Source organism: Mesorhizobium sp. M2A.F.Ca.ET.037.01.1.1 (assembly GCF_003998075.1).
Taxonomy (GTDB): domain Bacteria; phylum Pseudomonadota; class Alphaproteobacteria; order Rhizobiales; family Rhizobiaceae; genus Mesorhizobium.
On record NZ_RZSA01000005.1, the window covers coordinates 1 to 13,437 of the forward strand.

The following is a 13,437-nucleotide window of genomic DNA, read 5'->3' on the forward strand; positions in this document are numbered from 1 at the left end:
GATCCAGGCGGCGACAACCAGCGACAGATGTTCCGGCAGCAGGCCCGCCTCCATCCGGGCAAGCGCGGAAGCGACGATGCGCTGCGGCAATTTCTGGCTGCCGTCATTGGCGATCTGCGCGGTGCGGTGGGCGAGCGCGGTGTTGGAAAAGCGTTGGGCGAGCTCGGCCGTGTAGGGGATCGGGTCGAGCCCGGCATCCTGCGGCAGCGTCGGGATGGCCTCGGCCCAGAGCCGGTCGACGAATTGCCGGATCGACGGGTCGGCAAAGGCGCAGTCGACGGTGGCATGGCCGCTGAGCAGGCCGAGATAGGCGATGCCTGAATGCGCGCCGTTGAGCAGCCTCAGCTTCATATCCTCGAACGGGCCGACATCCTCGACCATGGTGACGCCGAATTTCTCCCACGCCGGCCGTCCGGCCGGGAAACGGTCCTCGACCACCCATTTGCGGAAGGGCTCGGTCATCACCGGCCAGGCATCCTCGACACCGAGCTGTTGGCCGATGCGCGTCCGGTCGGCATCCGTCGTCGCCGGCACGATGCGGTCGACCATGGAAGACGGAAAGGCGACTTCGTCGGCGACATGGCGGCCGAGATCGGCATCGCGCAGTTTCGCGAATTCGATCAGCAGTCGGTGCAGCGTCGCGCCGTTGGCCGGAAGGTTGTCGCAGCAGAGCACCGTGAAAGGCGGCGTGCCGGCAATGCTGCGGCGCGCCAGTGATTCGGTGAGAAAGCCATGCGCCGTCTTCGGCGATCCGGGGTTGGCGAGATCGTGGACGATGTCGGGGTGCGCGCTGTCGAGCGTGCCGTCGGCCGCCCTGAGATAAGCCTTCTCGGTGATGGTCAGCGTCACGATGCGGATGCGCGGGTCGGTCAGTGCGGCGAGCACCGCGCCGGGATACTCCGGAGCGACGAGCAAGGACTGGATCGAACCGATCACCTGCAGCTGTTCGCCGGCGCTGTCCCTGATCGCCAGCGTGTAGAGCCCATCCTGCGGCTGAAGCGCGTCGCGCGTGTCGGGGCTGCGCAGCGAGACGCCGACGATGCCCCAATCGCTCTCGCCGTCCGCCAGGCAGGCGTCGACATAGGCCGCCTGGTGGGCGCGGTGGAAGGCGCCGACGCCAAGATGGACGATGCCGGGCGTGACAGAATTGCAGGCGTAGCGAGGAATAAGGACTTCGGCGGGCAGCTCAGCGATTGTGGCGTTGGACAGGCGACCGTTCATGGGAAGCGAAGTCTCCGATCGGGTTGCCCGCCTGACGCCGGGCGAAAAAGATGGCAGCGACGTAACATCCACTGTCGGCGCGCACAATGGCTGCGTTGCTTTCGAGGGCCGCCATGCAATCGATCGTTTTGCATGTTGACATTGCCTCCGACGGATTCACCGTTAGATCAGGATGGCGTTTAGTTTAATCGCCATTGCGATCTAACTCTTTGTCGGATCATGATCTTTTGCAAAAGCGGGTTCCCGCTTTTTGCGTTCACCGACCCTCGGTTCGAGATCATGCTCCAATGCAATCCGGAGGAGCCAAGTGGCCACATCGACCGATCCCGACTGCTGTTTGCGCCCGAGGCGAATTCGCGCGCACTGGCCCGCGCCCTTTACGCCGGCGTGAAGGACCTGCCCATCGTCAGTCCGCACGGTCATACCGACCCGCGCTGGTATGCGCTCAACGAGCCGTTCCCCGATCCGGCGCAATTGCTGATCGTGCCCGATCATTACATCCTTCGCATGCTGTTCAGCCAGGGCTTGCGGCTGGAAGAGCTCGGCGTGCCGACGCTCGATGGCGCGCCGGGCGAGACCGATGGCCGGATGATCTGGCGGCGCTTCGCCGAGCATTATTATCTCTTCCGCGGCACGCCGACCCGGCTCTGGCTCGACCATGTGTTCGCGCATCTGTTCGGCATCGAGGAGCCGCTCACAGCCGCTTCCGCCGATCGCACCTACGATACGATCGCCACGCTGCTGCAGCGCGACGACTATCGTCCGCGTGCGCTGTTCGAGCGCTTTAACATCGAGGTGATCGCCACGACCGAGGGCGCGCTCGACGATCTCAAATGGCACCGGACGATCCGCGACAGCGGCTGGAACGGCCGCGTCGTCACGGCCTACCGGCCGGACGCGGTAGTCGATCCCGATTTCGAAGGATTCTTGGGCAATCTCGACCGCCTCGGCGACATCACGGGATGCGATACTGGTACATGGACAGGCTATCTCGATGCGCATCGGCAGCGTCGCGCCTATTTCAAGGCGTTCGGAGCAACCTCGTCCGATCATGGCCATCCGACCGCCGAGACCGCCAATCTCTCCGATGCGGCGGCTGAGGAGCTGTTCAACCGTATCCGCCGCGGCTCCGACGACCAGCGCGAGCGGCGGCTGTTCAGGGCGCAGATGTTGACCGAAATGGCCAAGATGAGCCGCGACGACGGCCTTGTGATGCAGATCCATCCCGGATCATGGCGCAATCATTCGCCTGCCGTTTTCCAGAAATTCGGCCGCGACAAGGGTTTCGATATCCCGACGCGGGCCGACTATGTGACGGCGCTGAAGCCGCTGCTCGACTGCGTCGGGCTGGAACGCGACATCACGATCATCCTGTTCACGCTCGACGAGTCGAGCTACGCACGCGAGCTGGCGCCGCTCGCCGGCGTCTATCCGGCGCTGAAGCTGGGGCCGGCCTGGTGGTTTCACGACAGTCCGGAAGGGATGCGCCGCTTTCGCGAGATGACTACCGAGACGGCAGGCTTCTACAACACGGTCGGCTTCAACGACGACACGCGCGCCTTTCCGTCGATCCCGGCGCGCCACGACGTCGCGCGCCGCGTCGACTGCGCCTTCCTGGCGCGGCTGGTCGCCGAGCATCGGCTGCGCGAGGACGAGGCGCATGAGCTGGCGCGCGACCTTGCCTATACGCTTGCCAAGAAGGCGTACCGGCTCTGAGCCTGGCGCCCATGGGTTTGGCATGGAGGAACGTCATGCTTCGAATGGAAATTGGACGATGAGCGATATTTTCTCACACGCAGGCGCAAAAGCCTGGGAACCGACGCCGGACGGCAATCGCCGGCGCGTGCTGGTGCACACAGACGAACTGATGATGGTCGAATTTGCTTTTGAAAAGGGCGGGGTCGGCGCTCTGCATTCGCATCCGCATGTCCAGGCAAGCTATGTCGCCGAGGGCCGCTTCGAGGTCACCATCGACGGCCGATCGGAAATCCTCGAGACCGGAAGCAGCTTCATCGTGCCTTCCAATCTCGTGCATGGCGTCAAGGCGCTGGAGGCCGGGCGCCTGGTCGACAGCTTCGCGCCTTACCGCGCCGATTTCCTCGGCTGAGTATCCGCTTCTCAAAGGAAAAGCCCGCGCCGTATAAAGCGCGGGCTTGTTGCCTGGGCGCTGGTTGCGCCGCCGCGGTACTCAAACATTGCCGCAGAAGTGCAAAGGTGCCGCAGCATGGTGAAGATAAGCTTAACGGCGACCGACTGCCGGCAGGTTGGGAAAACTCAGCGCTGCTGCAGCGCGAGCCGTATGCCGAGGGCGCAATAGATGCCGCCGACCACCTTGCCTTGCCATTTCAGCACTGCCGGATTGCGGCGCAGGAAGGAACCCAGTCCGCCCGCGCTGACCGCGAAGACGACAGTGCTGAAGAGACCGAGCAGGATGAAGATGATGCCCAGCACCATCAGTTGCAGCACCACGAAACCGCCTTGCGGGTGGACGAATTGCGGCAGGAAGGCGAGGAAGAACAGAGCCGTCTTCGGGTTGAGCACTTCGGTCAGGATCGCCTGCCGGAAGGCTTTTCGCGCCGAGATCGGTAGCGTCCTGCCCGCCAGATTGGCCGGCGCCTTTTCGAGAATGGCGCGGATGCCGAGATAAACGAGATAGGCAGCGCCGATATATTTGACGATGCTGAACAGCATCGCCGAGGCGGCGATGATGGCCGAGATGCCGACAATGGCCATGATGGTGTGGATGACATCACCCGCCGCGACACCGGCGCCGGTAGCGATGCCGACCTTCGTGCCCGAGCTCGTCGCGCGCGCCACGGTGAGCAGCGTCGCCGGTCCCGGAATGAAGACGAAGCCGAACACGACCGCGATGTAGGTGATGAGCGTGGCGGGGTCGATCATGCGAAGGTTCCTTTTGCGGTTGCTGCCGGCATGGATGCATCGAACCATAGCAGCCGGGGCTCTCCAGCCAGTGTGCCAGCCATGGCTTTTCGATGCGACATTGGCGCGAGGCGACAGGGCTACCCGCAAAGCGCGGTTGTGGCCGGGTCGCGGCTGCGCTACTCCAAGGCATCACGCGGTGAATCACTTGTCTGCTCTTCGCATCTTCCCGAAAACGACTTCCTGTCCGGTGTCTGCCTGATGCCGGCACAGGCAGCGAGCATCCGGGCCGAGGATCCCAAGCGTCGCGTGCTGAAGGATGTGTTCGGCTACGACGATTTCCGTCCCGGGCAGGCGACCGTGATCGAGGCGCTGTTCTCCGGACGCCATGTGCTGGCGGTCATGCCGACGGGCGCCGGCAAGTCGCTCTGCTATCAGGTTCCGGCGCTGGTCAAGGGCGGGCTCACCATCGTGGTGTCGCCGCTGGTGGCGCTGATGCAGGATCAGGTCGCCGCCTTGCGCCTTGCCGGCGTGGCTGCCGACACGATCAACTCCTCGCTCGATCGCGAGGCCAATGTCGCGGCCTGGCGCCGCGTGGCATCCGGGCAGACGCGGCTGCTCTATCTGGCGCCGGAGCGGCTGATGACGGAGCGTATGCTGGATGCGCTGTCGCGGCTCGATGTCAGCCTGATCGCCATCGACGAGGCGCATTGCATCTCGCAATGGGGCCCGGCCTTCCGCCGCGAATATGAGGACCTGTCGCAGCTGCGCGGCGTGTTTCCGCACGTGCCGATCATTGCGCTGACGGCGACGGCGGACGAGGCGACGCGCGGCGACATCGAGGCACGGCTGTTTGCCGGACGCGCCGAAACGCTGGTGCTGGGTTTCGACCGGCCCAACATCAAGCTGGCGATCGAGACCAAGCAGGACAGCAAGCGCCAGCTGCTGCGCTTCGTCGAGCGGCACCCCGGCAAAAGCGGCATCATCTACTGCCTGTCGCGGCGCAAGACCGAGGAAATGGCGGCCTTCCTGGAGAAGAACGGCGTGCGCGCGCTCGCCTATCATGCCGGCATGAGCAAGGAGGCGCGGGAAGCGAACCAGAATGCCTTCATGAGCCTGTCGGGCGTCGTCATGGTGGCGACCATCGCCTTCGGCATGGGCATCGACAAGCCCGACCTCGCCTATGTCTTCCACACCGACCTGCCGGGCAGCCTGGAGGCCTATTACCAGGAGATCGGCCGCGCCGGGCGCGACGGACGGCCGGCCGAAGCGCATATGCTCTACGGCGCCGGCGACATCCGCACGCGCCGGATGTTCATCGACGAGGAGGATACCTCGCCCGAGCACAAGAGACGGGCGCATCGCCGGCTCGACACGCTGATCGGCTATTGCGAGACGGCGCAGTGCCGACGCCAGGTGCTGCTCGGCTATTTCGGCGAGGAGGCGAAGGCCTGCGGCAATTGCGACAACTGTCTTAACCAGGCGCCGCGCGCCGACGGCAGCGCCGAGGCGCGCATCATCCTTGCGGCCGTGGCGCAGAGTGGCGAGCGCTTCGGAGCCGCCCACGTCATCGACATCCTGCTCGGCCACGAGACCGAGAAGGTGCTGGCGAGAGGCCATCAGAAGATCGCCAGCTTCAGGACCGGCATCATGCACAGGAAGCCGGTCTGGCTGTCGCTGGTCCGGCAGCTGGTCGCCGGCGGCTTCCTGGTGCCGGATCCGGACGGCCATGGCGGCCTCGCCATCTCGGAAAGCGGCCGCGCGCTCGGGCGTGGCGAGGTTGCCTTCGAGTATCGCGTCGAGGGCCGGGACCGTCTTGCGCGCGGCCGGAAGCGTGCCGCGCAAGGCTTGGCCGTGGATGGCGAGGGCGTCGATGCATCGCTTCTGGCGACGCTCAAGACGCTGCGGCTGCGGCTCGCCAAGGAACGCCAGGTGCCGGCCTATGTGGTGTTCTCCGACCGCACGCTGATCGACATGGCCGAGCGCCGCCCGCAAGACCTCGACGAGTTCGCCGAGGTGAACGGCGTGGGCGCCGCCAAGCTGAAGGAGTTCGGGGAAGTGTTTTTGACTGCGATCGCGGCGCATCAGGCCGATGGATCGGACTGAAGCTTCATCGCGGGATCGTGCGGCGCTCCGCCTCCGATCAATCTCGACCGGGCTCAGTAGGCTTTGAGCTTACCCGCCCAGCGATCCCTCCCTGCCCAATAGGGGCATTTCGGACAGACGCCGCCTTCAGGATAGTCGGTTCCTTCCTCATGCGGACAACCTAGAATTCCGTCGACCATCACCACGGAATGGACGTCTTGCTCCCACAAGAACGCCGCGATTTCGGCGAAGATCATGTCATCCTTGCGCAGATCGCCCGTTTCGCCGAACCAGCGACGCAGCTCGGTCACCTCAGAGTCCTGGTACGGAAGTATCGCGACCGCCACCTTGGTGGCGCGGCTGTCATCGGGACCATAGAAGGCAACGGTGCCAACAGGGTAGCTTCGCACACTTTCTTGGCTTTCTTCTCGATCCACTTTCTTGCCCGTTGCTCCGGTTTCATGTTTGCTCGCTCAGTTGTGAATCGACAGGATGTCGGCGGTCGTAAGAGACAGGGTCAGCAAACAAAGGATGGATCAACACCATGGTCCAAGGCAAGCGGTGGGTCCACAGGGCCCCAAGGCCCGCGGCAGTCAGCCAGCGAGAGAAACAGGTGATTGTCACGGCATGCGAGAAGTTCATTCAGGACGTCCTCAAACCCAGGTACCTGTCCGAGATACGACCGACGAAATGGAATTACACAGTCGACATCCGGGGCGCATGGGCGGGCGGGCGGTAACGCTTCATCCAGCGGTTTCGGTCGGGCTGGAGCAAAATCGCGGCGAGGAGGAGTTCGACGCGCCTTTCGCCAGGCTGGACTGCATCGGACCAGACAGATTCGACATCTATTGGATGCGGCATACGGGCAAATGGTGGCTGTTGCATGCGAATGTGACGCTCGCCGAGGCGCTCCATATCCTCGAAGCCGATGAACTCCTGCACCCGGTTTAGCAATGAGCGAATACCAATATTACGAATTCCAGGCGGTCGATCGTCCTCTTGGCAACGCGGATCGACAGGTGCTTCGCGGCCTGTCTTCGCGGGCGCGGATCACCGCCACCAGCTTCACCAATTCCTACGAGTGGGGAGACTTCAGGGGCGATCCGGACGAGCTTATGGCGCGCTGGTTCGATCTTCATCTCTATTTCGCCAACTGGGGTTCCCGCCGCCTGATGATCAAGCTGCCGGCTCGGTTGGTCGATCGGGACCGCATAGGCAGCTTCCTCGCGGCGACCGACGACGTCATGCTCAAAGACGCCGGCGAGAACGTCATCATAAGCATCTCACGCGACGAGGAGGAGCACGAATATCTGGACGATGAGGACTCGAGTTGGCTCGCCGCCTTGGCGCCATTGCGAGCCGACTTGCTCGCAGGCGATCTTCGGCTTTTCTATCTCACCTGGTTGATGGCTGTCGAAGCGGACGCCGTTGAACCCGATGCGCCGGAGCCGATGCCGGGAATCGGGCCGCTGTCCGAGGCGCTCGAAGCCTTTGCCGAATTCTTCGGCATCGATCATGGTCTGGTCCAGGCGGCGGCCGAGCGAAGCGCGGAAACGGCGCCCGCCGGCCCGGAGCCGGAAATGGCCCGACGGGTGGTCGCGGCGATGAACGACGCTGAGAAGACCAGTCTGCTCATGCGGGTTTTCAACGGCGAGCCCAATCTATCCGCCGAGTTGCGGGCCACGATACGGGCGCGTTTGGAACCCGAAACGACAATCTCGCCTGGCGCTTTGCGCACATCAGCGGATCTGCGGGCACGGGCCGAAGAAATTCGCCTTGCCCGCAAGCGCGCCGAGGCGGAGGCGGCGGAAGCGCAGCGGCGATTGCTGGCGGAAGCGGCCGAGAAGGCCCGCGATGTCCGGATCGATGCGCTTCGTCAGCGGGGCGAGAACGTCTGGGCAGAGGTCGAGACCGAGATCATGCGACGCAATCCAGCCGGTTACGACAAGGCGGCGGCGCTTCTTTCCGATCTGTCGGTGCTTGCCGAAAGAGGGGGCAGTACCGAGGAATTTCGCCACCGGCTTCAAGCGATCCGGGAACGTCACGCCGGCAAGGGGCGCTTCATCGAACGTGTGACGTTGCTGGGATAGGCGTGCCCGGGGGCCGGTCAACGCCAAAGGCAGACCTTGACGTCCCTCCCGATATAGCAGGCGCCTTCGCAGCGAAGCTCTCCCCAATCGCCCACCTCGCCGTGCGTCTCGCGAATATCCCCGTTGGCATAGCCTGCCCAAGAATCTCCGTCCTTGTAGACAACGGCCCAGTAATCCTTGGACATCTCGCCAGCCCCGCTATGCGTGTCGGGATAGTCGATGCCGGCGAAAACCTGCTTGGGGCCCTGGATGTTGAAATCGCCGCCCTGCTCGATCTGATAGGAGCATTTTCCGGATATGCGGGTCTCGCCGTGAACGACGAGCAGGCAGCGGCCCCATTTGTAACCGCTCGGCAGACGATGCTGTGCTGCATACGAAGGCGAGAGGGAAAACGCAATTGCCAGGGCGGCCACGATGGTTCGCACAGTCATCCTATCACCCATCGTGAAACAGCCGACTGGATTCGGCCCAGGGCGTGTGTCGAAAATGGTCCTCCGCGGGATGGTTCCACTAGAGACCCTCTTATTTGTCCTGGAATTGTCCCCCAGAGCCGGTTCGATCGGATTGACGCATGTCAAAGCGCATTTTGATTGAAGAGGTAATCTTAATGTGAAGAACATGGAAGCCGCATTGTGCTTGAACGAGTTTGGCAAATTCCGGCCCACGTTTGCGGGATAGATTAGTTCCAAGATGGCGTTCGCCGAGGCTCGGAAAGGGTTGATTGTGGATCGGAAAGGCATCCGACCAAGGCTTGGCCGTTCCATGAAGCGCCCGTCAGGATTTGGCGGTTCGCGTTGGCTGGCCGTCTGCCTCGCGTTGCTGATGGCGTTCTCCACGGTCCTTTCCAGCCATGCCAATTCGGCCGCGGCTTCGTTTGGCGCCCAATGGGCAGCAGAGCATAATCATGGCTCCGCGGCGATCCGACATGATGGTTCCGCCCCGTGCAAGGATTTCGGCCATGCGCGCCATCAAGGCACATGCGGCATCTCGGCTTCAGGCTGCTCATTCTGCGTCCCGGTTGACGTCCATCTCTTCGTCGCGATTTCGGGAAGCCACCCCGTCGCGACGGCGCCGCCTTTCGTATCCTCTCCAAGTGACGTGCCTGTCGGGCTGCGCCCTCCAAAGCTCGTCGTGACCGCCTGAGCGCACGCGCGCCCTGGCGTTCGTGCGCTTCGCCGCCGGTCAATCCGGCCCTCGAGTCACGAACATGAGAGCTTTGCAATGCAATCCATATCCCGTCGCCAGTTCCTGGCATCCACGGTGGCTGCCGGCGCCGCGGGCGTCGTCCTGCCGCTGATCAATCCCCGCGCTGTACAGGCGGCCTCCCCGAGCATCATCCGGGCAGATACCCGCATCATCGAGGTGGCCGGCCGTGCCGCCAAAGTCTTCGGTCTCGTCCAGCCCGACGGCACCCCTGGGCTTGTCACCTCGGCCGCCAATGACTTCCAGGTCCGGCTCGAAAATAGGCTGCACGCGCCGACCTTGATCCATTGGCACGGCCTGACGCCGCCGTTCGGACAGGACGGCGTGCCCGACCTGCCGCAACCGTTGCTGCAGCCGGGCCAGTCCTATGATTACAGCTTCCCCGTCACGACGCCGGGCACGCATTGGATGCATGCCCACACGCTGCAGGAACAGCAGCTGCTTGCCGCGCCCCTGATCGTCACAGACCCTGCGGAGGCAGGCGCGGACGAGCAGCCCTTGGTGGTGCTGTTTCACGACTTCAGCTTCAAAACGCCTGAGGAATTGCTGGCCGGGCTGACCGGATCAGCGCCTGCATCGGGAAACGGCGGCATGGCCGGGCACTCGATGTCGGGCATGTCAGGCATGGACATGCAGGGCATGTCGGACGGGCAAGGCATGTCGGACGGGCAAGGCATGGCCATGCCGATGGACGTCAACGACATCCAATACGACGCCTACCTGGCGAACGACCGGACGCTGGACGATCCACAGCTGTTTGCTGTCGAACGCAACGGCACGGTCCGGCTGCGGCTCATCAACGGCGCGACCGCAACGGCATTCTGGGTCGACACCGGGTCGATCGAGGGCGAGGCAATCGCTGTCGACGGGAATGCCGTCACGCCAGTGCGCGGTCGCCGCTTTCCGCTCGCCATGGGCCAGCGCCTCGACATCCGGCTGCGTATTCCGGACGAGGCGGGAGCCTGGCCGATCCTGGCGCTGCGTGAGGGCAGTGTCGAGCGCACTGGTTTCGTGCTGGCGACCAGGGGCGGCGCGGTAAAGCGCATCGCGCCGGTTGGCGACCAGGCGACAGCCGCGTTCGACCTCGCATTCGAGTCCAGCCTCGTCGCCGCCAAGCCTCTGGCCTTGAGATCGGCGAACCGGAACCAGGCCGTCGAGATTGGCGGCACCATGCAGGGCTACTCCTGGACGCTCAACGGCAGGACATGGGGCAACCATCAGCCGATCGCCGTGCGAAAGGGTGAGCGCATCGAACTCGTCCTGCGCAACGCAAGTATAATGGGCCATCCCATGCACCTCCACGGCCATCATTTCCAGGTTGTCGCCATCGACGGCCGCCGCTTCGCGGGGGCTGTCCGCGACACCGTCTGGCTGCCGCCGATGCGCGAGGTGACGGTGGCGTTCGATGCTGCCAACCCAGGGACATGGGCGTTCCACTGCCATCACCTCTACCACATGGCGACCGGCATGATGACCGTCGTCGACTACGCCGCCTAACCGATTTCAAGGATAGGACCATGAGACGGAACGATATGAATACCCTCTTCAGGACCCTGGCGATCGGAGCAGTCCTCGCATTCTCGGCGCCCGTTCTCGCGAACGATGCGCATCATCCGGCTGGCAGCCGAGACTCCTCGCCGCCCCCTGCCGCGACGGAGAATGCGGAGGACGGAGGCACTGGCTCGGGGATGCCCATGATGATGGGCAACTTGTCCAACACCATGATGCCGAACGGCATGATGAAGATGATGATGGCGATGATGGCGGGCGGCGACACTCCTATGGGTCAGATGATGTCGCCCGACCATGTCGAGGGGCGGATCGCCTTCCTCTCGACCGAACTGAAACTCACCAAGGCCCAGCGGCCCCTGTGGGACGCCGTCGCCGAGGCGCTGCGGGCAAACGCTCACTCGGCCAAGGACATGATGGCGAAAATGCCGGCCGGTATGATGGGCGGGGATACCGGCCCCGAAACGCCAGTGGAGCGGATCGAGGTTCAGGAGCGAATGCTGTCGACGCGGCTCGAGGGACTGAGGCGGCTCAAGGTCGCTTTGGAGCCCTTCTACGCGTCGCTGGACGATGCCCAGAAGGCGGTGGCCGACAAGCTGCTCGCGCCGGCCCCGATGGGCATGATGTGAGACATGAAGGGGCCGTTGCACCAGACCGCGAGGGCCCCCGCGATCGACGCGAGATCTCCAGGTGAGACCATGAAGACGAAGCGGAGCGTCCGCGCGGAAGAGCTGCTGCTTTTGCAGCGCGAAACCTTCGACTACTTCCTGGGCGAGGTGAATCCCGCCAACGGCCTCATCCGCGACAAGACCGCCGCCGATTGGCCGGCCAGCATAGCGGCGACGGGTCTCGCTCTCACCTGCTATCCGGTCGCCGTCGAGCGCGGATACATGACCCGGCAAGAAGCCGTCGCGCGGACCCTGGCTACGCTCCGCTTCTTCCACACGAGTCCCCAGGGGCCGGAGCCCGACGCGACCGGCTATCGTGGGCTCTACTATCATTTCCTCGACATGCAGACAGGACGGCGCGCCTCGCAGTGCGAGCTGTCCACGATCGACAGCGCCCTCCTGTTGGCAGGCGCCCTGTCGGCGGCCGCGTATTTCGGTGAAGAGACCGCCGACGAGCAGGAAATCCGCACGCTTGCCGATGCGCTATATCGCCGTGCCGACTGGCAGTGGGCACAGAACCAGGGCGCAACGGTGACGCATGGCTGGACCCCGGAAAACGGGTTCATCAAATACCGCTGGGAGGGCTATGACGAGGCCCTCCTGCTTTACATTCTGGCGCTCGGCTCACCGACCTTTCCGCTTCCCGAGAGCAGCTACGCCGCCTGGACGTCGACCTATCGCTGGGAAAGCTGCTACGGCTACGAATATCTCTATGCGGGGCCGTTGTTCACGCATCAGCTGTCGCATGTCTGGATCGACTTTCGCGGGATACAGGACGCGTTCATGCGCGGGAAGGGCATCGACTATTTCGAGAACAGCCGGCGGGCGACCTATCTCCAGCAATGCTATGCCATCATGAATCCGCGTAAGTTCGAAGGTTACCGCGAATGCTGCTGGGGGATCACCGCAAGCGAGGGACCTGGTCCGGCCACTCTCAAACTCAATGGTGTCCAGCGGGAGTTCTACGATTATGTCGGCCGCGGCGTTCCCTATGGACCGGATGACGGCACGCTCGCTCCATGGGCGGTCGCCGCCTCATTGCCGTTCGCTCCGGAGATCGTGTTGGAGGCGCTCGACTTCTGCATCCATCAGGCGAAGCTGAAGGAGTTCAACAGATACGGCTTCAAGGCGGCCTTCAATCCCACCCACCCGGGCGAGCCTGGCAATCCGTACGGGTGGTGGGTGTCGCCCTGGCACTTCGGCATCAACCAGGGCCCCATCGTGCTGATGATCGAGAACCACCTGAGCGACACGGTTTGGCGCTTGATGCGCGGTTGCCCTTACATCCTCACCGGATTGCGCCGCGCCGGGTTCAACGGCGGCTGGCTGAACGATGCGAATCCTGGCTGAACTGATTGCTTTGGTCCCCGCGAGTGGGTCGATCGATTTGACGCACATCAAAGCGCATCTGAATCGAAGGGGCGATCATGCCCATGGTGAATAGCTCGGAAGCCTTGCTGTGCTTGAACAATCTTGTCACATCTGGCAGCGACGCCATCGGACTGCAAGCGGCCCCTTCGGTGCGATCATGCTTGCGTTCGGGCTTGCCCTTTTCCTGTTGCTGACGCCTTCGGGCTCGGCGCAAGCGCACGAGTTCGGCGCATCACCAGACTTCTCGTCAGCCAAGGTCGTCCAGTCGGTTGCCGATGGCAAGGCCGATCGGCAGGCCTCGGCGGCCTCTCTGTCGGCATCAACCCTGGACGAGTCGGGTTGCCATGACGGCCATTGCGGCCTGTGCATGGGTGGACATTGTTTCGGTTGTTCGGCAGTTGCTCTGGCAG

The 13,437-nt window shown here is 63.7% G+C and carries 13 protein-coding genes; 9 read left to right on the forward strand and 4 right to left on the reverse strand.

Annotated elements, in window-relative coordinates:
- The coding region (locus EOA27_RS00675; RefSeq protein WP_145970234.1) for a mannitol dehydrogenase family protein at positions 1 to 1,221 on the reverse strand (1,221 nt) is incomplete at its 3' end.
- A gap of 279 nt (positions 1,222 to 1,500) precedes the next feature.
- Between EOA27_RS00675 and uxaC the strand changes: the two genes are divergently transcribed.
- Together uxaC and EOA27_RS00685 are read left to right on the forward strand one after the other, a co-directional pair.
- A complete protein-coding gene (gene uxaC / locus EOA27_RS00680) occupies positions 1,501 to 2,937 on the forward strand; it encodes a glucuronate isomerase (protein ID WP_126080585.1) in 1,437 nt (478 codons plus the stop codon).
- A 58-nt stretch (positions 2,938 to 2,995) separates the two neighbouring features.
- A complete protein-coding gene (locus EOA27_RS00685; RefSeq protein ID WP_126080586.1) occupies positions 2,996 to 3,328 on the forward strand; it encodes a cupin domain-containing protein in 333 nt (110 codons plus the stop codon).
- A 167-nt stretch (positions 3,329 to 3,495) separates the two neighbouring features.
- On the opposite strand, the gene EOA27_RS00690 is transcribed toward EOA27_RS00685, so the two are convergent.
- Positions 3,496 to 4,122 carry a LysE family translocator gene (locus EOA27_RS00690; protein WP_126080587.1) on the reverse strand — a complete coding sequence of 209 codons (627 nt, stop codon included), beginning with the start codon at positions 4,120 to 4,122 and terminating at the stop codon, positions 3,496 to 3,498.
- A 240-nt stretch (positions 4,123 to 4,362) separates the two neighbouring features.
- On the opposite strand from EOA27_RS00690, the gene recQ reads away from it, so the two are divergent.
- Positions 4,363 to 6,207: a DNA helicase RecQ gene (gene recQ / locus EOA27_RS00695; RefSeq protein ID WP_126080588.1), complete on the forward strand. Its 1,845-nt coding sequence runs from the start codon at positions 4,363 to 4,365 to the stop codon at positions 6,205 to 6,207.
- A gap of 53 nt (positions 6,208 to 6,260) precedes the next feature.
- On the opposite strand, the gene EOA27_RS00700 is transcribed toward recQ, so the two are convergent.
- Entirely contained in the window at positions 6,261 to 6,623 is a 363-nt protein-coding gene (locus tag EOA27_RS00700) for a hypothetical protein (RefSeq protein ID WP_126080589.1), read from the reverse strand.
- A 253-nt stretch (positions 6,624 to 6,876) separates the two neighbouring features.
- Between EOA27_RS00700 and EOA27_RS41840 the strand changes: the two genes are divergently transcribed.
- Together EOA27_RS41840 and EOA27_RS00710 are read left to right on the forward strand one after the other, a co-directional pair.
- Positions 6,877 to 7,137: a hypothetical protein gene (locus EOA27_RS41840; RefSeq protein WP_245467322.1), complete on the forward strand. Its 261-nt coding sequence runs from the start codon at positions 6,877 to 6,879 to the stop codon at positions 7,135 to 7,137.
- Positions 7,138 to 7,139: 2 nt separating this feature from the next.
- On the forward strand, positions 7,140 to 8,276 hold the full coding sequence (locus tag EOA27_RS00710; RefSeq protein ID WP_126080590.1) for a hypothetical protein: 1,137 nt from the start codon (positions 7,140 to 7,142) through the stop codon (positions 8,274 to 8,276).
- A gap of 17 nt (positions 8,277 to 8,293) precedes the next feature.
- Here the strand turns inward: EOA27_RS00710 and EOA27_RS00715 are convergent, their stop codons facing one another.
- Positions 8,294 to 8,689, reverse strand: a complete 396-nt coding sequence (locus EOA27_RS00715) for a hypothetical protein (protein WP_126080591.1) — start codon at positions 8,687 to 8,689, stop codon at positions 8,294 to 8,296.
- 277 nt (positions 8,690 to 8,966) lie between these two features.
- On the opposite strand from EOA27_RS00715, the gene EOA27_RS00720 reads away from it, so the two are divergent.
- The 4 genes from EOA27_RS00720 (at position 8,967) to EOA27_RS00735 (ending at position 13,006) form a co-directional block, all read left to right on the forward strand.
- Positions 8,967 to 9,419 carry a hypothetical protein gene (locus tag EOA27_RS00720; RefSeq protein WP_126080592.1) on the forward strand — a complete coding sequence of 151 codons (453 nt, stop codon included), beginning with the start codon at positions 8,967 to 8,969 and terminating at the stop codon, positions 9,417 to 9,419.
- Between the two features lie 78 nt (positions 9,420 to 9,497).
- Positions 9,498 to 10,976, forward strand: coding sequence for a multicopper oxidase family protein (locus EOA27_RS00725; protein ID WP_126080593.1), 1,479 nt, complete (start codon positions 9,498 to 9,500; stop codon positions 10,974 to 10,976).
- Positions 10,977 to 11,173: 197 nt separating this feature from the next.
- Positions 11,174 to 11,617: a Spy/CpxP family protein refolding chaperone gene (locus tag EOA27_RS40405; protein WP_189341864.1), complete on the forward strand. Its 444-nt coding sequence runs from the start codon at positions 11,174 to 11,176 to the stop codon at positions 11,615 to 11,617.
- Positions 11,618 to 11,686: 69 nt separating this feature from the next.
- Entirely contained in the window at positions 11,687 to 13,006 is a 1,320-nt protein-coding gene (locus EOA27_RS00735) for a glucoamylase family protein (protein WP_127255240.1), read from the forward strand.
- Positions 13,007 to 13,437 lie beyond the last annotated feature (431 nt).